General features: G+C 71.6%; 20 protein-coding genes. 10 read left to right on the forward strand and 10 right to left on the reverse strand.

Translation table 11 applies throughout. The features are described from left to right. Nucleotides 1-144 precede the first annotated feature (144 nt). From ACFVH0_RS30225 to ACFVH0_RS30245, 5 genes are all read right to left on the reverse strand, one after another. Nucleotides 145-1,080 carry a dihydrodipicolinate synthase family protein gene (locus ACFVH0_RS30225; protein WP_385825327.1) on the reverse strand — a complete coding sequence of 312 codons (936 nt, stop codon included), beginning with the start codon at nucleotides 1,078-1,080 and terminating at the stop codon, nucleotides 145-147. Next, complete coding sequence (locus ACFVH0_RS30230) at nucleotides 1,077-2,066, reverse strand: ABC transporter ATP-binding protein (RefSeq protein ID WP_385825329.1); 990 nt, start codon at nucleotides 2,064-2,066, stop codon at nucleotides 1,077-1,079. The genes ACFVH0_RS30225 and ACFVH0_RS30230 overlap by 4 nt, the downstream gene beginning before the upstream one ends. Further along, nucleotides 2,063-4,030, reverse strand: a complete 1,968-nt coding sequence (locus ACFVH0_RS30235) for a dipeptide/oligopeptide/nickel ABC transporter permease/ATP-binding protein (protein ID WP_385825331.1) — start codon at nucleotides 4,028-4,030, stop codon at nucleotides 2,063-2,065. Before ACFVH0_RS30235 ends, ACFVH0_RS30230 begins: the two co-directional genes overlap by 4 nt. A 1-nt stretch (nucleotide 4,031) precedes the next feature. Beyond that, on the reverse strand, nucleotides 4,032-4,982 hold the full coding sequence (locus ACFVH0_RS30240; RefSeq protein ID WP_124721262.1) for an ABC transporter permease: 951 nt from the start codon (nucleotides 4,980-4,982) through the stop codon (nucleotides 4,032-4,034). Between the two features lie 186 nt (nucleotides 4,983-5,168). Beyond that, complete coding sequence (locus tag ACFVH0_RS30245; RefSeq protein WP_385825333.1) at nucleotides 5,169-6,764, reverse strand: ABC transporter substrate-binding protein; 1,596 nt, start codon at nucleotides 6,762-6,764, stop codon at nucleotides 5,169-5,171. Between the two features lie 182 nt (nucleotides 6,765-6,946). Between ACFVH0_RS30245 and ACFVH0_RS30250 the strand changes: the two genes are divergently transcribed. The 5 genes from ACFVH0_RS30250 to ACFVH0_RS30270 all read left to right on the forward strand — a co-directional run bounded on the left by ACFVH0_RS30250 (nucleotide 6,947) and on the right by ACFVH0_RS30270 (nucleotide 13,000). Next, entirely contained in the window at nucleotides 6,947-7,678 is a 732-nt protein-coding gene (locus ACFVH0_RS30250) for a FadR/GntR family transcriptional regulator (protein ID WP_385825335.1), read from the forward strand. Between the two features lie 161 nt (nucleotides 7,679-7,839). After that, nucleotides 7,840-8,847 carry an acetylxylan esterase gene (locus ACFVH0_RS30255; protein ID WP_385825337.1) on the forward strand — a complete coding sequence of 336 codons (1,008 nt, stop codon included), beginning with the start codon at nucleotides 7,840-7,842 and terminating at the stop codon, nucleotides 8,845-8,847. A 15-nt stretch (nucleotides 8,848-8,862) separates the two neighbouring features. Further along, nucleotides 8,863-10,161, forward strand: coding sequence for a GDSL-type esterase/lipase family protein (locus tag ACFVH0_RS30260; protein WP_385825339.1), 1,299 nt, complete (start codon nucleotides 8,863-8,865; stop codon nucleotides 10,159-10,161). A 108-nt stretch (nucleotides 10,162-10,269) separates the two neighbouring features. Continuing rightward, entirely contained in the window at nucleotides 10,270-11,709 is a 1,440-nt protein-coding gene (locus ACFVH0_RS30265) for an exo-alpha-sialidase (protein WP_385825341.1), read from the forward strand. 61 nt (nucleotides 11,710-11,770) lie between these two features. After that, on the forward strand, nucleotides 11,771-13,000 hold the full coding sequence (locus tag ACFVH0_RS30270) for an FAD-dependent monooxygenase (RefSeq protein WP_385825343.1): 1,230 nt from the start codon (nucleotides 11,771-11,773) through the stop codon (nucleotides 12,998-13,000). 10 nt (nucleotides 13,001-13,010) lie between these two features. On the opposite strand, the gene ACFVH0_RS30275 is transcribed toward ACFVH0_RS30270, so the two are convergent. Together ACFVH0_RS30275 and ACFVH0_RS30280 are read right to left on the reverse strand one after the other, a co-directional pair. Beyond that, nucleotides 13,011-13,703: an ABC transporter ATP-binding protein gene (locus ACFVH0_RS30275; RefSeq protein ID WP_385825346.1), complete on the reverse strand. Its 693-nt coding sequence runs from the start codon at nucleotides 13,701-13,703 to the stop codon at nucleotides 13,011-13,013. After that, nucleotides 13,700-14,824 (reverse strand): ABC transporter permease, encoded by a 1,125-nt coding sequence (locus tag ACFVH0_RS30280; RefSeq protein WP_385825348.1) that lies wholly within the window; start codon nucleotides 14,822-14,824, stop codon nucleotides 13,700-13,702. The genes ACFVH0_RS30275 and ACFVH0_RS30280 overlap by 4 nt, the downstream gene beginning before the upstream one ends. 107 nt (nucleotides 14,825-14,931) lie before the next feature. Between ACFVH0_RS30280 and ACFVH0_RS30285 the strand changes: the two genes are divergently transcribed. Next, nucleotides 14,932-15,522, forward strand: a complete 591-nt coding sequence (locus ACFVH0_RS30285) for a TetR/AcrR family transcriptional regulator (protein ID WP_385825350.1) — start codon at nucleotides 14,932-14,934, stop codon at nucleotides 15,520-15,522. A gap of 22 nt (nucleotides 15,523-15,544) precedes the next feature. Here ACFVH0_RS30285 and ACFVH0_RS30290 read toward each other — a convergent pair whose 3' ends face one another. Further along, complete coding sequence (locus ACFVH0_RS30290) at nucleotides 15,545-16,243, reverse strand: FadR/GntR family transcriptional regulator (protein ID WP_385825352.1); 699 nt, start codon at nucleotides 16,241-16,243, stop codon at nucleotides 15,545-15,547. A 165-nt stretch (nucleotides 16,244-16,408) separates the two neighbouring features. On the opposite strand from ACFVH0_RS30290, the gene ACFVH0_RS30295 reads away from it, so the two are divergent. The 4 genes from ACFVH0_RS30295 (at nucleotide 16,409) to ACFVH0_RS30310 (ending at nucleotide 20,546) form a co-directional block, all read left to right on the forward strand. Continuing rightward, entirely contained in the window at nucleotides 16,409-17,368 is a 960-nt protein-coding gene (locus ACFVH0_RS30295) for a dihydrodipicolinate synthase family protein (protein ID WP_385825354.1), read from the forward strand. Further along, entirely contained in the window at nucleotides 17,365-18,339 is a 975-nt protein-coding gene (locus ACFVH0_RS30300) for an ROK family protein (RefSeq protein WP_385825356.1), read from the forward strand. Before ACFVH0_RS30295 ends, ACFVH0_RS30300 begins: the two co-directional genes overlap by 4 nt. Continuing rightward, complete coding sequence (locus ACFVH0_RS30305) at nucleotides 18,336-19,016, forward strand: N-acetylmannosamine-6-phosphate 2-epimerase (protein WP_385825358.1); 681 nt, start codon at nucleotides 18,336-18,338, stop codon at nucleotides 19,014-19,016. Before ACFVH0_RS30300 ends, ACFVH0_RS30305 begins: the two co-directional genes overlap by 4 nt. 63 nt (nucleotides 19,017-19,079) lie before the next feature. After that, a complete protein-coding gene (locus ACFVH0_RS30310; RefSeq protein ID WP_385825360.1) occupies nucleotides 19,080-20,546 on the forward strand; it encodes a sialate:H+ symport family MFS transporter in 1,467 nt (488 codons plus the stop codon). 104 nt (nucleotides 20,547-20,650) lie between these two features. Here ACFVH0_RS30310 and ACFVH0_RS30315 read toward each other — a convergent pair whose 3' ends face one another. Continuing rightward, nucleotides 20,651-21,109, reverse strand: coding sequence for a MaoC family dehydratase (locus ACFVH0_RS30315; protein WP_385825362.1), 459 nt, complete (start codon nucleotides 21,107-21,109; stop codon nucleotides 20,651-20,653). Nucleotides 21,110-21,146: 37 nt separating this feature from the next. Next, nucleotides 21,147-22,490 (reverse strand): MFS transporter, encoded by a 1,344-nt coding sequence (locus ACFVH0_RS30320; protein ID WP_385825364.1) that lies wholly within the window; start codon nucleotides 22,488-22,490, stop codon nucleotides 21,147-21,149. Nucleotides 22,491-22,595: the final 105 nt, after the last annotated feature.

The following is a 22,595-nucleotide window of genomic DNA, read 5'->3' on the forward strand; positions in this document are numbered from 1 at the left end:
GGCCGGCCCCCCCCCCCCCCCCCCCAAAACACTCCTCCGCCGGGGGGTGTTTTCCACCCACTCCTCGTCTTTCAACCCTACCCCGGCTCACCCTCCCTCGGCTCGCTCCCCCCGCCCCACCGCTGTTCTTCGGTTCGGGCGGGTTCACACCCGGCTGAGACCCGCCCGGTCCAGGCAGGCCGCGATCTCGGCGGTCTCCGCCGCGTCCAGGCGACGCATCGGCGCACTCATCGTGTTCGTCCCGATGATCCCGCGCAGCATCAGTGCCGTCTTGAAGGCGCCGAGGCCCGCAGCGGTGGCGGACGCCGTGCCGGGACGGGCCGCGCGGATGATGTCGAAGAGCTCGACCAGGCGGTCCTGTTCGGCCCTGGCGGCGGACCAGTCGCCCCGTACCGCCGCCTCGTGCAGTCGTACGTAACCGTGCGGATCCACATTGCCGAGCCCGGGGACCGAGCCGTCCGCCCCGGCCAGCATCATCGCGTCGACCACCAGTTCATGCCCGGTGAGCACGGAGAACTCCGGGAGTTCACGGGCTCCCATGGCCAGGCGGCGGAACGATCCGTCGTCGCCGCTGGAGTCCTTCACCCCGGCCAGCACGCCGTCCGCGGCGAGCGGCAGCAGCAGTTCGGGGTCGAGCTTGCTGTGTACGCAGACCGGTACGTCGTACGCCAGGACCGGCAGGTCGAGGGCGGCGGCGATGTCGCGGAAGTGGCGGTCGATCTCGGTGGGGTGCGTGCGTGTGTAGAAGGGGGCGGTGACGACCACGGCGTCGGCGCCGAGTCCTTCGGCGGCGCGGGCCCGCTCGATCGCCCGGCCGGTGGTGGTCTCGATCGCTCCGACGAGCACCGGGACCTGGCTGGCACAGGCGGAGGTGATGACCTCGATGACCTCGTCCTGCCGGCCGGGCGTCAGATAGGCGGTCTCGCCCGAGCTGCCGAGCGCGAACAGGCCGCTGACGCCGCCGTCGAGCAGATGCCCCACGACCCGCTCCAGGGAGGGGCGGTCGATCTCGCCGTCCGCGGTGAGCGGGGTGACGACGGGCGGGATCACGCCGGTCCAGCGGGGGTTCCGGGCGGTCATACGGTGCTCCTTGCGGATGGTACGGAGGGGGCGGGGCTCTGGGGGTGGACGCAGTGCCGGCGGTGTCCGTCCGGGCCCGACGTCGCGGCGGGGAAAGCCGTGGCGCAGGCGTCGTCCGCCTTCCAGCAGCGGGTGCGGAACGGGCAGCCGGACGGCGGGTTGGTGGCGGAGGGGACGGGGCCGGTGAGCACGATGCGCTCGGTGGTCTCCAGCAGGCTCGGGGTCGCGGAGAGCAGTGCCTCGGTATAGGGGTGCGCCGGAGCGCCCGCCACATCGGCCGCCCGCCCTTCCTCGACGATCCGGCCGAGGTAGAGGACGGCGAGGCGGTCGGCGAGGTAGCGCACCGTCTGGATGTCGTGCGAGATGAACACCATGCCGAGCCCGAGGCGTTCCCGCAGGTCGACCAGGAGGTTGAGGACCTGGGCGCGTACGGAGACGTCGAGGGCGGAGGTCGGTTCGTCGGCGACGATCAGTTCCGGTTCGAGGGCCAGGGCGCGGGCGATGGCGACGCGCTGGCGCTGGCCGCCGGAGAGCTGTCCGGGAAGGGCGCCGAGGGTGTGGCCGGGCAGGCCGACCAGGTCCAGGAGCTCCTCGACGCGGGCCTCGCGCGCCTCGCGGGTGCCCCGTCCGTGCACGTCGAGCGGGTCGCGGAGGATCCGGCGGACCGTGAGCCGGGGGTTGAGGGCGGTGGACGGGTCCTGGAAGACGACTCCGACGGCGGAGCCGAAGTCGTCGCGGCGCTCGGCCGCCGACATCGCCCACAGGTCGCGGCCGTGGAAGCGGACCTCGCCCTCGGTGGGCTTCTGGAGTCCGGTCAGCACCCGGGCCAGGGTGGACTTGCCGCAGCCGGACTCGCCGACCAGGCCGACGATCTCGCCGCGCCGGACCTCCAGGGTGGCGTCGGTGAGGGCGTGCACGGCGTCCCGGCGGAAGAGCCCGCCGCTGCGTGCCTTGTGGCGTACGTGGACGCCGTCGATCCGGATCACCGGGCGCTCCCTTCCAGTTGTGCGGCCTTCGCGGGGTGGTGGCAGGCGAAGCCGTGGTCCTTCGTGGTGTCGGGTGCGGTGAGTTCGGGCGCGGTGGTGCGGCACAGGTCGGTGGCGGCGTCGCAGCGCGAGGCGAAGCGGCAGCCGGTGCCGAAGCCCTGGGGCGCGGGGACGATGCCGCGGATCTGGTGCAGCCGGTCGGCGCCGGCCTCCAGGGAGACGACCGAGCCGAGCAGGCCGCGGCTGTAGTGGTGGGTGGGGCCGGTGAGTACGGAGCGGGTGGCGCCGATCTCGGCGAGGCGGCCCGCGTACATCACGGCGACGCGGTGCGAGAGGTCGCCGACGAGGGCGAGGTCGTGAGAGACGAGGACCATGGCGAAGCCGAGTTCGTCGCGCAGTTCCATGAGGAGTTCGACGACCTGGGCCTGGACGGTGACGTCGAGGGCGGTGGTCGGTTCGTCGGCGATGAGCAGGCGGGGGTCGCGGGAGAGTGCCATGGCGATCAGGACGCGCTGGCGCTGGCCGCCGGAGAGCTCGTGGGGGTAGCTGCGCAGGGTGCGTTCGGGGGCGAGGCCGACCAGTTCCAGGAGTTCGGCCGGGGTCTTCGTGCCGCCGCGTGAGGTGAGCTGCCTCAGCTGGGTGCCGACGAGGACGGACGGGTTGAGGGAGGAGAGCGCGTCCTGGTAGACCATCGCGATCTCCGGGCCCATCAGTGCGCGGCGTTCCTTGGGAGGGAGTTCCAGGAGGTTCTGGCCGCGGTACAGGATCTCGCCGCCGACCTCGGCGTTGCGGGCGAGCAGGCCCATGACGGCGAGGCTGGTGATGGACTTGCCGCAGCCGGACTCGCCGACCAGGCCGAGGGTCTCGCCCTCGTGGACGGTGAAGTCGAGCGAGTCGACGACGGGGATCTGCCCGTAGCGGTCGGGGAAGCGGATCGACAGGTCCCGTACGACGAGCAGTTCGGCGGCGTCGTCCGGTACGGGGGTGATGGCCGGTCCGGTGGCGCCGATGCGGTCGGCGAGCCTGGTGAGGGCGGCGTCGATGTCCGCGGTGGAGGTGGCCTCGACCGGGTCGGGGGCGGTGGAATCGGTGGGGTCGGCGGCTGCCTTGGCGCTGCTGGGCGCGGCGGAGGCGTCGGTGAGGCCCTCGGAGAGGATGTTGAGGGCGAGGACGGTGATCAGCAGGGCGAGGCCGGGGAAGAAGGTGGCCCACCAGCCGCCGGCGAGGAGGATCTGCCGGCCGTAGGCGAGGACGCTGCCCCAGCTGGGGTCGGGGTCCTGCACTCCGGCGCCGATGAAGGAGAGGCTGGCCTCGAAGATGATCGCCTCGGCGACCATGACGGTGGCGAACACCATGACCGGGGCCATGCAGTTGACGGCGACGTGGCGGAGCACGATGTAGCCGCGCCGGGCGCCGATGACCTTCTCGGCGGCGACGTAGTCCTCGCCGTACTGGGAGAGCACATTGGCGCGGACCACGCGGGCCAGTGACGGTGTGTAGACGAAGGCGATGGTGAAGATGATCACCGGGACGCTGGTTCCGAAGACCGCGACGAGGACGGCGGCCAGCGCGATCGGCGGGAACGACATCACGACGTCGAGGGTCCGCATCACGGACTCGTCGCCGAGCTTGCGCGACGTGGCGGCGATCGAGCCGAGCAGCGCACCGGCGATCAGCGCCACGGCGGTCGCGCCGAGGCCGATGACCAGCGAGTAGCGGGAGCCGTGCACGACGCGGGCGAAGACGTCGCGGCCGGCCCGGTCGGTGCCGAACCAGTGGGCGCCGCTGGGTGCCTGCACCGGGGTGCCGGTGGTCAGCGGGTCCTGGGTGAACAGTGGGGCGAGCACGGCGCCGAGTACGACGACGATCAGTACGCCGAGGGCGATGCGGGAGGTGACCGGGAGGGAGCGGAACGCGATGCCCGGTCGGGACAGTTTGTTGGCCAGACGGCCGGTGGCGAACATGTCACACCGTCCTGATGCGCGGGTTGACCAGCAGATAGAGCAGGTCGACGATGACGTTGACCACCAGGAACGCGATGGCGATGGTCAGTACGGTGCCCTGGACCAGGGCGACATCGCCGCCGGTGACACCTTCGAGGATGAGCTTGCCCATGCCGGGCAGGTCGAAGATCGCTTCGATGACGACGGCGCCGCTGAGCATGTAGCCGACCTTGATGCCGAGCACGGTCAGCGGGGTGACGAGCGCGTTGCGCAGCACCGAGCGGATCACCAGCAGCGGGGGGAGGCCGTTGCCACGGGCGGTGCGTACGTAGTCGCGGTCGAGTTCGGCGACCATCGAGGTCCGTACGAGACGGGCGAGGGACGCGGAGACCGGGAGTGCGAGCGAGATCGCGGGCAGGGCCATGGTGGTGAGCCAGCCGCTGAAGGAGTCGGCCGGATTGGTGTAGCCGCCGGTCGGGAAGATCCGGGTGTTCAGCGCGAACTGCTGGATGAGGAGCACCCCGAGCCAGAAGGACGGGATGGCGACCCCGGCCATGGAGACGACCCGGAACAGCTGGTCGGGCCAGCGGTCCCGGTACATCGCGCCGACCACTCCGAACAGCACGGCGAGCACGACCGCGAGGAGCAGTCCGAGCAGGGTCAGCTGGAGGGTGAGCGGGAAGGCGGCCGTGATCCGGTCGGCCACGGGCTGGCTCGGCGGGACGGTCATCCCGAGGTCGAGGTGGAGCAGTTGGCCGAGGAAGTGGAAGTACCTGACCGGGAGCGGGTCGTTGAGGCCGTTGGCCTCGGCGAAGGCCGCACGGGCCTCGGGGGTGGCGCTCTCCCCGAGCGCGTTGAAGGCCGGGTCGACCGGCGAGAACTGCAGCACCACGAAGACGAGCAGCGCGATGCCGAGGATCATCACCGGCATCATCGCGACGCGGCGCAGCGCGAGCCGGAGAAAAGCAACCATCGTCGGGTTCCTTGCGGTTGGGCGGTCTGGCGGTCCTGGCACGGGGCCGGGGGCGCGGGGTGCCGGACCTGTCTGTCGGCCACCTGTGACATGTCACGGGATCGGTGTCCGCTGTCGGGCGGCTCGGTGACATGTCACAGGTGGCCTGCCACAGGTGGCCTGTCACGAGTGGCCTGTGCGCTTCGGTCAGGCGCGGCTGACGTCGAGGAAGGAGAGGCCCGTCGTGGGCAGCGGCTTGAAGCCGGGGAGGGCCTTCTCGTTCCATGCGGTGGGCAGCTTGCGGTGGAGGATCGGGTACAGCGCGGCCTCGTCGGCGACGATGTCGGTGACCTCGCCCCACAGCTCCTTGCGCTTGGCCTCGTCGGCGGCCCGGGCGGCCTTGTCGAGGGTCTGCCTGACCTTCTTGTACGCCGCGGACTTGCCCCAGCCGTAGCGGCTCTCGGGCCAGAATCCGTAGTAGAACCAGCGCAGCAGGAGGTCGGCGTCGTTGCCGAAGACGGACGGGTCGCCGGGGGCGACCAGCACCTCGAAGGCGCCCTTGTCGACCTTGGCGTACTGGGCCGGGGACTGGGCGATGTCGAGGGTGACCTTGACGCCGGCCGCCTCCCAGCTCTCCTTCAGCAGCGGGGCGATGTCCTTGACCCAGCCGGTGTCGGTGGTGAGGACGGTGAAGGAGAGGTTCTCGACGCCCGCGTCGGCGAGCAGCTTCTTGGCCTTCGTCACGTCGTGGGTGTAGACGGTGGCGGCCTTGCGGTAGTCGGGGTGGGTGGCGGGAACGTACCCGGTGGCGGCTGCCGCGTTGCCCACCATCGCCGTCGAGATGATCTTCTCGGTGTCCAGTGCGTAGTGCAGCGCCTGGCGCACGCGCTTGTCCGCGAACCGCTTGTCGGCGGTGTTGAACATCAGGAAGAGCAGGCCGAAGGACTGCACGGACTCGGTCTTCGAGGCGCCGGCGAGGCGCTTGACGTCGATGTAGGGGACGTCCTCGATGGCCTGGACCCGGCCGGACTCCATGGCGCTGACGCGGGCGGACTGGTCGGACATCAGCCGCCAGATCATCTTCTTCGCCTTGGCCGGGTGGGGGCCGTTGTACTTGTCGTACGCCTCGAAGACGATCTTGTCCTCGCGGGTCGCCTCGATGAACCGGTACGGTCCCGAGCCGACCGGCTTGGCGTCGAACGCCTTGGGGTCCGGCTCGACGATCTTCTTCGGAACGATCCGGGCCACGGCGATGCGGGACGGGAAGAGCGCGAAGGGGTACTTCAGCTTGAACTCGACCGTGCCGGCGTCGATGGCCTTCACCGTGTCGACGAAGGGCACGAACTGCGCCATGAGCGAGGCGTTCTTCGGCTCCAGGATGCGTTCGAAGCTGAACACCACGTCGTCGGCGGTGACCGGCGATCCGTCGTGGAAGGTCGCGCCCTTGCGGAGCGTGGCCCGGTAGGTGGTGGCGTTGATCTTCTTCGGCAGCTCGGTGGCAAGTGCGGGACGGGCCACGAGTGTTGCCGGATCGAGATCCACGAGGCCCTCGAAGATGTGCATATTGGCGGCGTACGGAGTCGCGCCCGAGGTGATCATCGGGTCGAAACCGGTCGACAGGGGGTACGAGAGACCGGCCTCGATCAGGTCGCTGCCGCTGCCCTTGTCCGCCGTGCCGTCGGCGGTCGATGACGGGCCGCCGCAGGCGGACAGGCTCGCCGTGATGGCGGCTGCGGCACCGATGGCGCCGGTGTATCGCAGGAAGGTGCGGCGCTCGACACCGGCTGGTCTCAGCTCGGGCACGGGTCCTCCAGGGACGTCGAAGGTGGAACGTGAGGGGGTTCTGGCGGGGAAGCGATGGGGGCGGGACGCAGGATCGCGAGGGATCAGGAACCCTGGGCATCGGACGTCAGATGTCTGATGCCTTGATAGCGTGGGAACGTAGCTGGACAATCGAGAGGGGTCAAGAGGTGGGGAGTTCACATATGTCCGGTGCGAAGCCCGGCCGGCAGCTGCTCCGGCAGGAAGTGGTCGAGGGCATCAAGCGCTACATCCTCGAAGAGCGCCTCCGCCCCGGGGATCCGCTGCCCACCGAACCGGCCCTGTGCGAGGCGCTCGGCGCCAGCCGCTCCAGCGTCCGCGAGGCGGTCAAGATCCTCGCCGCGCTGGACATCGTGGAGGTGCGGCACGGACACGGCACGTACGTGGGCAGGCTGAGCCTGTCGGCCCTGGTGGAGAGCCTGACCTTCCGCGGACTGCTCTCCCCCGACGACGACTTCCAGGTGATGGCCGACCTCGTCGACGTACGCGAGCTCTTCGAGCGCGGGATGGCCGACCGGATCGTCTCGCTGCTCAGCGAGGAGCAGCTCGACAGGCTGGACGGCCTGGTCACCACGATGCGCAGGACCGGCGCCCAGGACGGGCACGGCTTCGTCGAAGCGGACCGGGCGTTCCACGCCCTGCTGGTGGCACCGCTCGGCAATGAACTGATCGGCCAGCTCTCGATGGCCTTCTGGGACGTGTACGCGATCGTCGCGCCGCATCTCGACGGGTTCACGCACGCCGACGAGATGGCGACGATCGCGGCCCACCAGAACATCGTGGACGCCGCACGGGCCGGGGACATCACCGGTTTCATGAAGGCGCTGGGCGAGCACTACGCCCCGGTCAGGCGCCGGATCTCCGAGGCCCGCGCCCGCGACAGCGCCCTGGACTGACCGGCGGATCGGTGCCACCGGCCCCGGCCCGTGATCCGCCGGCCGGGCCCTTGACGGCCGTCGCGATGACTGCCTAGGGTCCGTGTGCCGCCAGGACATCTGACGTCTTCTGTCTCGATGCCCGGCGTTCACACCCCGGCGCTTCCCAGGAGGGCACCTCCATGCCGTTGACGGACCTCTCGCTCGCGGACTGCCGCGAATACCGGCCCGAACTGCCGGTTCCGGACGGCTTCGACGCCTTCTGGTCGAGCACCCTGAGCGAGGCGCCCGCCGCCGGCGGTCCGGTGCCGAAGCCGGTGTTCGCGCCCGTGGACACCGGGCTCACCCAGATCCGTACCTACGATGTGACATTGCCCGGCTTCGCCGGACGTCCGGTCCACGGCTGGCTGCACCTGCCGGCCGGGGCCACCGAACCCCTCGGCTGCGTGGTCGAGTTCCTCGGGTACGGGCGTGGGCGCGGCCTCGCGCACGAGAACACGCTCTGGGCGTCCGCCGGTCACGCACACCTGATCATGGACACCCGCGGCCAGGGCTGGTCGGCCGCGGGCGGCTCCACCGCCGATACGGACGCCGGTGCGGCCGGCACCGTACCCGGCTTCCTCACCCGCGGCATCGAGAGCCCCGAAACGTACTACTACCGGCGGGTGTTCACCGACGCGGTGCGCTGTGTCGAGGCGGTGCGCGAGCACCCCGCGGTCGATCCGGACCGGATCGTCGTGACCGGGGTCAGCCAGGGCGGCGGGATTGCCCTGGCGGTGTCGGGGCTGGTGCCGGGGCTGGCCGGGGTGATGCCGGATGTGCCGTTCCTCTGCGATTTCCGGCGCGGCGCGGAGATTTCGGGCCGGCCGCCGTACACCGAGATCGCCGAGTATCTGAAGCTCCACCGCGACCGCACCGGGACGGTGTTCACCACCCTGTCGTACTTCGACGCGGCGCTGCTCGCCACCCGTGCCACCGCTCCCGCGCTGTTCTCGATCGCGATGATGGACGAGATCTGTCCGCCCTCCACCTGCTTCACCGCGTACAACCACTACGCGGGGCCCAAGGACGTACGCGTCTACGAGTTCAACGGGCACGAGGGCGGCACGGCGTATCAGCAGCGGGAGCAACTGGCCTGGGTGCGCTCCCTGTTCGCAGGCCCGCCGTCGGGGCGGGCCGGCCACTCCTGACCGGAGGCACCTTCCGTGCGCAGACGATCCATGCTTCTCGCCGCCGGCACGGCAGCCCTGAGCGCACCGTTCGGCGGCCACGCCTTCGCCGCCGCTCCGGGCGGCGGCCCGCTCCTGGACCACGACACCCCCGTGGACCTGGACGGCAGCGAGTATGTCGACCTGTCGAACCGGGTCGGCGCACTCGCCCCGCTCACCGCGGGGACCATCCTCGTCACCTTCCGCACCACCAGCCACAACGAGGCGATGACCCTGCTCAGCGCCTCCGATCCGACCGAGCCCTCCTCCAACATCACACTGAACCTGAGCGGCGGCGCCCTTCAGTTCTCCGTGCGCGAGAAGGGTGCGGTGCTGGTCAATGTCATGACCAGGACACGCTATGACGACGGTCTGCTTCATACCGCCGCCGTCACCGTCGACTCCTCCGGCACCCGGCTCCACGCCGGCGGACGCACCGTCCTTGAGACAGCGAGGCACCCCTTCTTCGCCGCCGTCCCGGGTCTGGGCGCACTCGCCCTGGGCCGCAATCTCGACAGCGACCACCCCGGCGGCGAATGGTTCTGCACCGGCACCATCGAGCGGGCCGCGGTCTGGGACCGGGTGCTGGGCGAGGCCGAACTGGTAGCGCACAGCCCCCGTCCCGACCTCGCCGATCTGGGCAGGATCTCCACGGTCCTGAACAGCGACACGCCCGCCACCTGGGTCGTCACCGGTGACAGCATCACCCATGGCGCCCTGCACACCAACGGCTGGCGCAGCTACCCGGAGCACTGGACGGAACGGGTCCGCTGGGAGCTGGGCGAGCCGAAGAACCGTGACTTCGTGATCGATTCCGGCGTGAGCGGCGCCACCAGCGCCGAACTCGTCGCCATGTTCGGGGAGCGGGTCGCCGCCTTCTCGCCGCGGGTGGTCTCGATCATGATCGGTACGAACGACATCGCGACGTCCGGCCTCGGCCCGGAGGCCTACCGGGCCAATCTCCTCTCGCTCGTCGGCTCGGTGCGGGCGCTGCCCGGCTCGCCGGTGCCGGTGCTCCAGTCGCCCAACCCGGTCGATCCGGCGAAGTGGCCCGGCCGGGTGGGACTTTCCCGGTACGCGCAGGTGATGGGCGAGGTCGCGGCGGCGCAGAACGTGGTGTTCGTCGACCACTACGACGACTGGCTGAACGGCAACGGCGGCCAGGTCCCGCTGTCGCTGCTCAATGACGGGCTCCACCCCGACGAGCGGGGCCACCACCGCCTCGCACTGAAGATGATCAAGGACTTGCGGGTCTTCGACCCCGGCAGCCGGGTCTGTTCACTGCGCGTCCCGTAGCGGCACGCGCGAGTCCGCGCCGGCCCGCACCCGGCCTCCGTCCCGCCCTCGCGAGAAGCACCTTCCCTTCCAAGAAGCACATCCCCCTTCCGAGAAGAGAGATCGTCCATGCAGCGAAAAGTCTCCGTCGCCCTGCTCAGCGCCGCCATGCTGGTGGTCACCGCGACCGGCGCCGCCGGCGCCGCCTCCCCCGTCCCCGGTCAGCTGACGTCGCAGGATCTGACCGTCGACGGGGTGGGCTCGCCCCACTACCGCATCCCGGCGCTCACCACCTCGGTCAAGGGCACGGTGCTCGCGGCCTACGACGCCCGCCCCACCCTCGGCGACCTGCCGGGCAACATCTCCATCGTGCTGCGCCGCAGCACGGACAACGGTGTGACATGGCAGCCGCAGCAGGTGGTCCGCAAGGACGCCGCGCCCAAGGGCTACGGCGACCCGAGCCTGCTCGTGGACCGCACCACCGGCCGGATCTTCCTGTTCTACGCGGCCTCGGTGAACCAGGGCTTCTTCGGCTCGGGCACCGGCAACGACGAGAGCGACCCCGATGTCCTCCAGGCCGACTACAGCTACTCCGACGACGACGGGGTGACCTGGACCCATCGCCGTATCACCAAGCAGATCAAGAACCCCGCCTGGGCGGGCATGTTCGCGGCCTCCGGCGAGGGCATCCAGCTGCGCCGGGGCCCGTACAAGGGACGGCTGATCCAGCAGTACGCCGTACGCGTCAACGGCGCCAACCACGCCGCCAGCGCCTACAGCGACGACCACGGCGAGACGTGGAAGATGGGCAATCCGGTCGGCCCCGGCGGCGACGAGAACAAGACCGTCGAGCTGTCCGACGGCAGGGTGATGCTCAACAACCGCTCGAAGCCGTACCGGACGATCGCGTACTCCACCGACGGCGGGGTCAACTACACCCCGTTCACCCAGGACACCCAGCTCACCGACCCGGCGAACAACGCCTCGGTGATGCGGTACGCCCCCGATGCCGCACCGTCGGACCCGCAGTCGTCCTGGCTGCTGTTCAGCAACACGGAGGACGCCTCCGCGCGGCGCAACCTCACGGTGAAGATGTCCTGCGACAACGGGAAGACCTGGCCGATCCGGAAGGTCGTCGACCCTGGCGCCGCGGCCTACTCGACACTGACCCGGCTCGCCGACGGCCGCCTCGGACTCCTCTACGAGCGGGCCGACTACCAGCACATCACCTACTCGTCCTTCGACCTGAAGTGGCTCGGCGGCACCTGCGCCGACATCACGATCACCCCGCCCGCGGCACTCTGGGCAGGCACTGCCGCCGAGGTGACGGTGCGGGTGGTCAACCGGATGGACGTGCGCCGTGACCGGGGCACCATGGATCTCACGGTGCCCGGCGGATGGACGACGAGCCAGGTCGTCGTCCCGGCGCTCAACCCGGGCCAGGGGGCCAATGTGAAGGTCCCGGTGACGGTCGCCGCGGGCGCCTCGGGCAGTGTCCCGCTCACCGCCACGTACCGGGCGAGCGGCAAGCAGGCGTCCGGCAGCGCGACGGTGACCGTGACCCCGTAGCGGCCCGGCCCTCCGGGAGGCGCCGCGTCCTGTCCCGCACCGGCCCCGCACGGGTGCGAGGATGAAGACCTCCAGCACCTCCCGGAGCGTCGGAACAGGCGGTGGCACGGTGGCAGTGACGGGTTTACGCATCGGGGTGGTCGGCGGCAGCATCGCCGGCTGCGCGATGGCCGTCGCGGGGGCGCGGGCGGGGGCGGACGTCACCGTCCACGAGCGCAGCGACGGCGAGTTGCAGGACCGGGGTTTCGGCATCGTCATCCCGCCGCCGCTCCACCGGGAACTGGTCGCGGGCGGGTATCTGGGCGCGGACATGCCGACCACCCCGGTCGCCACCCGGGTCTGGCTGGCACGGGCACCGGGGCGGCGGTCGGCGCGTGAACTGGCCCGGCAGCAGGCCCCGGTGGCACCGTGCAACTGGGGGCTGCTGTGGCGGGCGTTGCGCGCCAACGCCGGGGGTGGTGCCTACCACCGCGGGCGGCCCGTCGCCTCCGTCGGGCGTACGGCCTCCGGTGGCGCCGTGATCCGTACCGAGGACGGCGAGCGGGAGTACGACATCGTCGTCGGGGCGGACGGGCACCGGTCCGTCACCCGCGCGCTGGTCGCACCCGAGGTGCGGCCGGTTCCCGCCGGGTATCCGGTCTGGCGGGGCACGATCCCGTCGAGCGCGCTGCGCGACCATCCGAAGCAGCTGGAACTGCTGGAGTCCGCCTGGGTCACCCTGGGCTTCCCCGGCGGGCACGGTGTCTTCTATCTGATCCCGGGGGCGGCCGCGGGCTCGCGGCTGCTGGCGTACGCCGTCTACGCCTCTCCCCCGGCCGCGGACACCCCGGTCCTCGCCGCGTATGTGCGGGACATCGCCGAGGAGCACTTCCCCGCCGAGTGGGCCGACATCGTCGCCCGGGGCGAGCACACCTCCCAGGCGATCCACCCGGTGGCCGACTTCGTGGTGCCCAGGGCGGCAGAACCCCCCTTCCTGCTGGCCGGCGACGCGGCGAGCGTGACCCGGCCGCACACCGCGAGCGGGGCGGTCAAGGCGCTCCAGGACGCGCTGTGTCTGGAACGGTCGCTGCGCGCCTGCGCCTCGGCCGCCGAGGCGTTGCACCGGTACGCGGACGAGCGTTCCGCCGAGGGGGCCCGCCTGGTCGGCCTCGGCCGCAGGCTGGGGCGTGCGTTCGTCGAGAACACGCCCGACTGGCAGGCGATGGGGCCCGCCGAGGTGGAGGCGCTGAGCCGTGCCGCGCTGGACGGCGACGACAGCTATCTGTACGGCAGCGTCCAGCGGCGGCGGTAACGGGGCGGGTTCAGCTGCCGGGCGGTACGGACGGGGCCGTGTCAGCGGTCAGCGCGGCCATGTCCACGACCCGGTCGGCGGCCTCCGCCACGGCCGGGTCGTGGGTGGCGACGACCGTGACGCAGTCGTCCTGGCGGGTGCGCTCGGCGAGGAGCGCGGCCAGTTCACCGGCCTGCGAGCGGTCGACGGCCGCAGTCGGTTCGTCGATCAGCAGCAGCTTCGGGGAGAGGAAGAGCGCACGGGCCAGGGCGACGCGCTGGCGTTCGCCGCCGGAGAGCTGTTCGGGGCGGTGGCGCAGGCGGTGGCCGAGGCCCACCCGGGTCAGGGCCTCCTCGGCGCGGGACCGGTGCGCGCGGGGGCGTTCGCCGCTGATGTACACGGCGGCGAGCAACTGGTCGACGGCGGCCAGTCCGGAGAGCAGGTTGCCGCTCTGGAACATGTAGCCGATCCGTTCCCGGCGGGCCTTGGCACGCTGGGCGTCGGTGAGCCCGGCGAGGTCCTCGCCGTCCAGCAGGACCTGCCCTGCGGTGGGCCTCAGCAACGCTCCCGCGACGGCGAGCAGCGTCGACTTGCCGGAGCCCGACGGGCCGACGAGGGCCGTCATGCGGCCGGGTCCGAAGGTGGCGTCGAGTCCGTCGAGGACGGTGGTACGGGCGTCGGCACTGCCGAACTCGACGGTGACACCGGTCAGTTCGAGGCTCATCGGTTGGCTCCCAGCATGGTCAGCGGGTCGGCTCGGGTGACCCGGCGCAGGGTCAGGACGGTGCCCGCGAGGCCGACGGCCACGACGGTGCACATGGTGCCGGCGAGGGTGGTGGCGGGCAGGCTGAACGGCACCTGCTCACCGACCAGCAGCCCGACCGCTCCGGCGAGCACGGCGCCCGCCGCGGTGCCGAGGACGACGACCAGGGCCGCCTGGAGCACGGTGTGGGCCAGCAGCCGTCGGCGGGAGGCGCCCAGTGCGCGCAGCAGGGCGAGTTCGGGCTGCCGCTGCACGGTCCACACGGCGAAGAAGGCGCCGACCACCAGCGGGGCGATCAGGTAGAGGAAGACCTGGATCGAGTTCATGGTGACGCGCTCGCCGGTGTAGCCGGGGGCCGCCTCGTACGCCTTCTCCTTGGTGAGGGTGGTGGTGGAGTGCCGGGCGTCGAGGGTGGCGGCCGGGGCCTCGGCCGGCGGGGTGCGCAGGGCCAGGGCGCTGAACTGGTCGGGGATCGCGGCGGCCGCGGACGCCGGGGCGCCAGGGGTGCTGAAGCGGATGCGCTGCCAGGTCTTCAGCGGGACGTAGGCGACGGGCACATGGCCGTAGCTGGAGCGCTCGGTCAGCCCGACGACGCGCAGTTCGATGCCGAGCCGGTCGATGATCAGGGTGTCGCCGACGCGTACGCCCTCGTCGGCGAGTTCGGCGGACATCACGATGCTGTCCGCCTTCCCGTCCGTGAGGCCGTCGCCGTCGGTGACCGAGGGGTTGAGGAAGGAACCGGGCTCGACGCCGAAGGCGGCGAGGTCGACCTCGGCGCCGCGGTTCGTGGTGCCGCGGGTGATGGAGACGCCCAGCGGGGTCGTGTCGGTGTCCGCGTCCGCGCGCCAGGCGGCGGCGGTCTTCTCGTCGAGAAGGCTGCGGGCGAACTGGTCGGACCGGGCGTCCGAGGAGAAGACCAGCTGCGAGGCCGGGAGGCGGCGCAGCGCGGAGATGGTGTCGTCACCCAGGCCGGTGGTGAAGCCGGAGACGATGCCGACGAGTGCGGCGACGAGCACCACGACGGACCCCATGAGCAGGAAGCGCCCTCGGGCGGCACGCAGCTCCAGCAGAGCGAGGAACACGGCGGTTCCCTTCGGTGGATCGATGTTAGGGACGGTGTGTCGCCAACATAGACGATAGGGACGCCGCGTCGCCAAGTGGGGTCGGAAGCGCGCCCTAGACTGGGCCGGTGCCCAGGATCAGAGCCGCCACCGTCGCCGAGCACCACGCCCAGCAGCGGCTGGCCCTGGTGCGGGCGGCGCGCGATCTGCTGGAGGGCGGCGACGCCGAGGCAGTGACCTTCACCGCGGTCGCCAGGGCCACGGGCCTCGCCCGCAACAGCCTGTACAAGTACTTCCCCGGCCGCCCCGAGCTCCTCGCCGCCGTCGTCGAGGACGCGATGCCCCGCTGGACGGACGCCATCCGGGCGGGCATGTCGGCGGCCGGCACGCCCGAAGAGAAGATCGCCGCCTATGTCTCGTCCCAACTGGAGCTGGTGCGTGGCGGGGAGCACCGGATCGCCCAGGCGCTGGCCGGCGTCCGGGACGCGGCAGTGGTGCGGGAGAGCGCGATGCGGGCGCACCGGGAGCTGCTCACCCCGCTGATCGGCGCGCTGACCGAGCTGGGCGAGGAGGACCCGCGGCGCACGGCGCTGCTCCTCCAGGGGATCGTCAACGCGGCGACGACGGCGATCGAGAACGGTGACGACCCCGAGGCCGTGACGGACCGGGCGGTGCGGATGGCCGTCACCGCGATCACCGGGGCGACGCCGGGGCGGTGAGGAACCGGGCGGGCGCGCCCGGCTACCGGTCCGGTGACGGTTCCAGGCGGGTGCGGATGCCGTCGAAGTGGGTGCGCATGGCGCGGGCCGCCCGTTCGCCGTCGGCCTCGGCGACCGCCTCGACGATCTCGCGGTGCTGGGCGCAGGTGGTCACCGGGTCCTGATGGCCGTCGTCGAGGTCTTCGCGCACCCGGTCCATGGCCGCCCAGAACGCGTCGAGCACCTCGCTGAGCAGGTGGTTGTCGAGCGAGGCGTAGAGCGCGAGGTGGAAGGCCCGGTCGGTGGAGCGCGCCACCCGGCCGCCGTCGCGGGCCTCGGACTCCATCCTCGCGACGAGACCGCGCAGCACGTCGAGGTCCTCGTCGGGGATGCCGGCCGTGACGGCGCCGACCAGACCGGCCTCCAGCGCCTCCCGGACCCTCATCAGCTCGAAGAGGCCCGGTTCGCCCTGCCGGTGACGGACCGCCGCGCGGAAGGCGAGCCCTTCGGCGAAGGGGGACAGCGAGAGCGAGCCGACGAAGGTCCCGAAACCCCGGCGGATTTCCACGACGTTGACCGCCTGGAGCGCCTTGAGGGCCTCGCGCACCGAGACCCGGCCGGCCCCGAAGAGGTCCATCAGTTCGGCCTCGGTAGGCAGTGCGTCGCCGGGGGCGAGCCCGCGTTCCAGGATCAGTTCCTTGACCTGGCGCTCTATGTCCTGAGCCATGGTGGGGCGCGCCACAACAACCTCCCGGGGTGCGATTGCCCCTTGACCGTTCGCAGGAGCATCTGTTTAAGGTGAGCCGGACATAGGACATCTTACGTCTCACGTCTCGATCCGTGCAGCCGTTCCGGGCCATGGATCGGCCCGCCGACCGAGCCATCGACCCGACTGGAGCCCCTCACCATGTCCCTGACCTCACCGCTGCACGGCGTCGTCCCGCCGGTCTGCACCCCGCTCGATCCCCGGGGGGACGTCGACACCGCGTCCCTCGCCCGCCTCGTCGGGCACCTCATCGACGGTGGTGTGCACGGGCTGTTCGCGCTCGGGTCCACCAGCGAGGTCGCCTACCTCACCGACGAGCAGCGCGCCACGGCGCTGTCGACCGTGGTCGAGGTGACCGACGGCAGGGTTCCGGTGCTGGCCGGTGTCATCGACACCACGACCGCGCGCGTCATCGAGCACGCCAGGTCGGCCGCCGGGCTCGGCGCGGACGCCCTGGTCGCGACCGCGCCGTTCTACACCCGCACCCACGGCAACGAGATCGCCCGGCACTTCAGGCGGCTGCGCGCGGCGGTCGACCTGCCGCTGTTCGCGTACGACATCCCGGTCGCGGTGCACAGCAAGCTCTCCCCCGCGCTGGTGCGCGAGCTCGCCGAGGACGGCACGCTGGCCGGTCTCAAGGACAGCAGCGGCGACGAGGGCGGACTGCGCCGCCTGATCGTCGAGCTGGGTGGACGAAACGGCCGCGCGGACGGCCCGGCGCCCCGGTTCAGCATCCTCACCGGCTCCGAACTCACCGTGGACGCCGCCCTGTTGGCCGGGGCCGACGGCGTGGTGCCCGGCATCGGCAATGTCGACCCGGCCGGTTACGTACGGCTCTACGACGCCGCGCGGGCCGGGAACTGGAAACTGGCCGCCGAGGAGCAGGAGCGGCTGGTGGAGCTGTTCGCCATGGTCGACGTCGGCCCGGAGGCGGACATGGGCCGCAGCTCCTCGGCGCTCGGCTCGTTCAAGGCGGCGCTCCAGCTGCTCGGCGTCATCGCCTGCGGTGACACGGCCTTCCCGCAGATCCAGCTCGGCGCCGAGTCCGTCGCCCGGGTCGCCGAGCGCCTGCGCGGCGCCGGTCTGCCGCCGGTCCGATGAGCGACGACCGCTCCCGGCCGTCCGCCGGTGGCACGGGTGCCACGGTGATCGGGCTCGACCTCGGCGGTACGAAGATCGCCGCCGCGCTGTTCGGCCCGGACGGCACGGTCCTGGCCAGGCACACCCGGCCCACCCCGGCCAGGGACGGCGCGGCGGCCGTGCTGGACGCGCTCGCCGGGGCGGCCGCGGCCGTCGACGCGGGGCGGCTGGCCACGGCGCTCGGGATCGCGGCGGCCGGGGTCGTCGATCCCCGTACCGGCATGGTCACCAGCGCCACCGACTCCATCCTCGGCTGGGCCGGCACCGCACTGGGCGCCGGCCTGGCGGACCGTACCGGATACCCGGTGGCCTGCGACAACGACGTACGCGCCACGGCCGGACCGGAGCTCGCGGCGCTGACCGCGCAACACCCGGGACGCGGCTCGCTGCTCTTCGCGGCGATCGGTACGGGGGTGGGCGGCGCGGTCGCCGTGGACGGGCGGATGCTGCACGGCGCCTCCGGGCTCGCCGGGCACCTCGGCCATCTGTCCAGCCCCGAGGCGGCCGGGCTGCCCTGCACCTGCGGCGCGACCGGGCACCTGGAGGTCATCGCCTCCGGGCCCGGCATCGCCGCCCACTACGCGCGGCTGACCGGCGCCCCCGTGGACCGGCTCGAAACCGTCGCCGCCCGCGCCGCCCAGGGCGACGCGGCGGCCGTCCGCGCCATCACCACCGGTGCCGCCGCCACCGGCCGGGTGCTCGGCGGGCTCGCCAACGCGCTGGGGCCCGACCGGGTCGTCGTCGGCGGCGGGGTGCCGCGGATCGGCCCGCTGTACGGGGACGCCCTGACCGCCGCCCTCACCGCGGAGCTGATGCCGCCGCTGCGCGGGCTCGTGCCCCGGGCGCCGCGGTTCGGCGTCGACGCGGCGGTGCTCGGCGCCGCTTCCCTCACCACCACACTTCCCCTCCACCACCCGGGAGTCCTTCGATGACCGCTCAGGAACTGGCCGCCTCCCTGCGGGGCAAGCTGATCGTGTCCTGCCAGGCACCCCCCGGCGACCCGATGCGGGAGACCGGCACCCTCGTCCGGCTCGCCCGGTCGGCCGTCGCCGGAGGCGGCGCCGCGATCCGTGCCAATGAGCCGGAGGTCGTCGCCGCGATCGCCGGGGCCGTGGATCTCCCGGTCATCGGCCTGTGGAAGGACGGCGATGTCGGCGTCTACATCACCCCGACCGTCCGGCACGCCCTGGCGCTGGTCGAGGCCGGTGCCGATGTCGTAGCGGCCGACGCCACCGACCGGCCGCGCCCGGACGGCTCCGCCTTCGCCGAGCTGATCGCGGCGGTGCACGGCGCCGGCGCGCTGGTGATGGCCGATGTCTCCACGCTCGCCGAGGGCATCACGGCGGCCGGGCAGGGCGCGGACTTCGTCTCCACCACGCTCTCCGGCTATGTGCCGGGCACACCGGAGCAGTCCGGACCCGATCTCGGCCTGGTCGCCGCGCTCGCCGCCGCGATCGACGTCCCGGTGGTCGCCGAAGGCCGCATCAACACCCCCGAGGACGCCGCCGAGGCCCTGGCACGCGGCGCGCACAGCATCGTCGTCGGCACCGCCATCACCGCACCCACCGCCCTGACCGCCCGCTTCGTGGCGGCCATCGCCCGGCCCTGACCTGCCCCCACCACGCGGGCCGGCCGCTCAACGACGAGCGCCGTCCCGCATCCTGGAGTCACCGTGCAGACCACACCACCCGCCAAGCTCCGCTGGTACCGAGAAGTGAGCGGCACCCAGTGGAAGTCGTTCCTCGCCGCCTGGATCGGCTATGTACTCGACGGCTTCGACTTCGTGCTGATCACCCTCGTGCTCACCGAGATCAGTGACGACTTCGGGCTGAGCACGGTGCAGGCCGCCAGCCTGATCTCCGGTGCGTTCATCACCCGCTGGCTGGGCGGTGCGGTGCTCGGCGCCATCGGCGACCGGTACGGCCGCAAGCTCTCCATGGTCCTGAGCATCCTGCTCTACTCGCTCGGCACCTTCGCCTGCGGATTCGCCTGGAACTACCAGAGCCTGTTCGCCGCCCGGCTGGCCATCGGCATGGGCATGGCCGGTGAGTACAGCGCCAGCGCCACGTACGTCATGGAGAGCTGGCCGGCCAGGCTCCGCAGCCGGGCCAGCGGCTTCCTGATCTCCGGGTTCTCGGTCGGTTCGGTGCTCGCCGCGCAGGTCTACAACTGGGTGGTGCCGTCGCTCGGCTGGCGGTGGATGTTCTACCTCGGCCTGATACCGATCGCCATCGCGCTGTGGATGCGGCGGGCGCTGCCGGAGGCCGAGGAGTGGACGGAGAGCGTCGCGGAGCGGGGGGCCAGGCCCAACCCGTTCCGGCCGCTGTTCTCGACCCGGGGCCGGGCCGTGGTCAATACGGTCCTGGTGGTCGTGGCCACCGTGTCGCTCTTCCTGGTCTTCACCCCGGGCGGGGCCGGGATGGTTCCGGTGCTCTCGGTGGTCGCCGGGCTGACGCTCGCGGCGTTCGCCGTGCAACTGGGCGGGAAGCGCGGCTGGGTGCTCTATCTGTCGATGATCGTGACGCTGTTCTTCGCGTTCCTCTACTCGTGGCCGATCCAGGCGCTGCTGCCCACGTATCTGAAGACCGAACTCGGCTACTCCACCGGCCAGGTCACCGACGTCCTCTACTTCGCGGGCTTCGGGACCATGGTCGGCTGCTGGACCGCGGGCTTCCTCGGCGACCGGATCGGGGCGAAGAAGGCGTACGCGCTGACCCTGCTCGCGTCGCTGGCGTTCGTCTACCCGGTCTTCGCCGTGCACGGCAATCTGCTGCTGCTCGGCATCCTGCTGTTCCTGCTCCAGGCGACCAGCTTCGGCATCTCCGGGCTGCTGCCCCGCTACATCGGCGGGCACTTCCCGACCGCGAGCAGGGGGGCGGCGCTCGGCTTCACGTACAACGTGGGGGCGCTGGGCGGTGCGGTGGCACCGGTGCTGGGGGCGCATCTGGCGTCCGGGATGGATCTGGGGCAGGCGCTGGCCGTGCTGACCTTCGCGGGCACGGTGATCGTGGTGCTGCTGGTCGGGTTCGACGTACCGGCCCGGCTGAACCGGCTCACCGATCCGGACGCCGAGCGGGACCATCTCGCGGAGACGGCGGCGGAGCGGGACACGGCCCCGCGTACGACGGCCTCCGGCTGAGACGTCGGGGCCGCACGGACGCGGGACGGGGAACGACGGGACGGCGCGGAACGCGGCGGTGTGGGGCGCGGCGGTGTGGGGAACACCGTCCCGCCCCGCCCGTCCTACGGGTAGAAGTGGGTCAGCGACCGGGCCACGCAGGCCGGCTTCCCGGACCCTTCGAGCTCGAAGGTGAACGCCCGCGCCATCTCCACACCGCCGCGCGCGACCTCCTTCACCCCGGCGACCGCGGCGTGCAGCCGGACCCGGCTGCCGACCGGCACCGGAGCCGGGTGACGGACCCGGTCGAGCCCGTAGTTGAGGGCGCGGCCCACCCCCTCGACCCGGAGCAGTTCGGCGAACATCGGGATGCCCCAGCTCAGCACCATGTACCCGTGGGCGATGGTCCGCCCGTACGGGCCGGACGCGGCGCGCTCCACGTCGGTGTGGATCCACTGGTGGTCCCCGGAGACCTCCGCGTAGGCGTCGATGAGTTCCTGGGTGATCTCCTTCCAGTCGGAGCGCCCGAGGTCGCGCCCGTCCAGCGCGAGGATCTCCGGGATGCCGTTCACGGTCAGCGGCATGGCGGCCGTCCTCTCGTCTCTTCTCGTGGGGCGGGGGTCAGACGGCGGCGGCAGCGGCGCGGGCCACGGCGACGGGCTCGGCGGCCTGCTCGTCGTGGTCGGGACGCTTGAGCAGCAGGAGCATGCAGCCCAGGGTCAGCGCCACCTGGAAGACGGCGTAGGCGATGACGGCGGTGATCGAGCCGGTGCGGTTGAGCAGGAACTGGCCGATGATCGGGGTCGTGCCGCCGAGCAGCGTCCCGCAGAGCTGGTAGCACAGGGAGATTCCGGTGTAGCGCAGGTGGGCCGGGAAGCGGCTGGCGAGCATGCCGGCCAGGGCCGCGTAGTAGAGGCAGTGCGGGACGGTGGCGACGGCGACGCCGAGCATCGCGAGACCGTAGTTCTCGGTGCGGATCAGCAGGAACATCACCGGCATCAGGATCAGTTCGGGCACCAGCATCACGGTCACCGCGCGGGACCAGCTCTTCATGCGGGTGGCGATCAGGGCGCCGAAGGGCTGGACGATGATCTGGGTGATGTTGGCGACGAGGATGATCGTCAGGAACGAGCTGCGGTCGAAGCCGAGTGCCGAGGTGGCCCAGGACAGCGCGAACGTCGACTTGAAGTAGGTGGCCGACAGACCGATCGTGCAGGCGCCGATGCCGAGGACGATCAGCATGGGCTGGGTGCGCAGGACCTCGGTCAGCGGCAGCTTGACGACCTCCTTCTTCTCGATGAGCTTCGCCATCGCCGGGGACTCGGCGACCTTCAGCCGGACGAGGAGTCCGACGATGACGAGGGCGGCCGAGAAGAGGAACGGCACCCGCCAGCCCCAGGAGACGAACGCGGCGTCGGGCAGCTGGCTGATCGCGAGGAAGCTCAGGGTGGAGAGGGTGTTGCCGACCGGCGAACCCTGCTGGGCGAACGCCCCGTACAGCACCGACTTGCCCTTCGGGGCGTGCTCGGAGGCGATCAGCACGGAACCGCCCCACTCGCCGCCCAGTCCGATGCCCTGCACCATGCGGATGGCGACCAGCAGGATCGGGGCGGCTATGCCGATGGACGCGTAGCTCGGCAGCAGACCGATCGCGGTGGTCGAGATGCCCATCATCAGCAGGGTGATGACCAGGGTCTTCTTGCGGCCCAGGCGGTCGCCGTAGTGACCGAAGACGATCCCGCCGATGGGCCGGGCGAGGAAGCCGACCCAGAAGGTCGCGAAGGCGACCAGGGTTCCCACCGGGCCGTCCAGCTCGGGGAAGAACACCTTGTCGAAGACGAGCGCGGCCGCCGTCCCGTAGATGTAGAAATCGAACCATTCGATGGTCGAACCGATGAAAGCACCGAATCCGGCACGGTTTGCGGCTCTTGTGCGCTCTCGTGCGCTGGCGGTGGACGCACTCATGGTGGCTCCCGTGAACGTCATTGATCGAACGGATGGCAGGGGACGAGCAAGGGCGTCGCCCGAGACGCCCGTCGCCGCGCGGGACTGCGTGGGACTGCGTGGGAA

Origin of the sequence: Streptomyces sp. NPDC127117, assembly GCF_042677325.1 — a bacterium.
Lineage (GTDB): Bacteria > Actinomycetota > Actinomycetes > Streptomycetales > Streptomycetaceae > Streptomyces.

Coding starts and splice junctions, on each gene's coding strand:
- ACFVH0_RS30315 (WP_385825362.1), bottom strand. CDS start 21,109: ATGCCGCTGACCGTGAACGGCATCCCGGAGATCCTCGCGCTGGACGGG.
- ACFVH0_RS30225 (WP_385825327.1), bottom strand. CDS start 1,080: ATGACCGCCCGGAACCCCCGCTGGACCGGCGTGATCCCGCCCGTCGTC.
- ACFVH0_RS30295 (WP_385825354.1), top strand. CDS start 16,409: ATGTCCCTGACCTCACCGCTGCACGGCGTCGTCCCGCCGGTCTGCACC.
- ACFVH0_RS30240 (WP_124721262.1), bottom strand. CDS start 4,982: ATGGTTGCTTTTCTCCGGCTCGCGCTGCGCCGCGTCGCGATGATGCCG.
- ACFVH0_RS30320 (WP_385825364.1), bottom strand. CDS start 22,490: ATGAGTGCGTCCACCGCCAGCGCACGAGAGCGCACAAGAGCCGCAAAC.
- ACFVH0_RS30235 (WP_385825331.1), bottom strand. CDS start 4,030: ATGTTCGCCACCGGCCGTCTGGCCAACAAACTGTCCCGACCGGGCATC.
- ACFVH0_RS30265 (WP_385825341.1), top strand. CDS start 10,270: ATGCAGCGAAAAGTCTCCGTCGCCCTGCTCAGCGCCGCCATGCTGGTG.
- ACFVH0_RS30250 (WP_385825335.1), top strand. CDS start 6,947: ATGTCCGGTGCGAAGCCCGGCCGGCAGCTGCTCCGGCAGGAAGTGGTC.
- ACFVH0_RS30270 (WP_385825343.1), top strand. CDS start 11,771: ATGAAGACCTCCAGCACCTCCCGGAGCGTCGGAACAGGCGGTGGCACG.
- ACFVH0_RS30255 (WP_385825337.1), top strand. CDS start 7,840: ATGCCGTTGACGGACCTCTCGCTCGCGGACTGCCGCGAATACCGGCCC.
- ACFVH0_RS30305 (WP_385825358.1), top strand. CDS start 18,336: ATGACCGCTCAGGAACTGGCCGCCTCCCTGCGGGGCAAGCTGATCGTG.
- ACFVH0_RS30300 (WP_385825356.1), top strand. CDS start 17,365: ATGAGCGACGACCGCTCCCGGCCGTCCGCCGGTGGCACGGGTGCCACG.
- ACFVH0_RS30275 (WP_385825346.1), bottom strand. CDS start 13,703: ATGAGCCTCGAACTGACCGGTGTCACCGTCGAGTTCGGCAGTGCCGAC.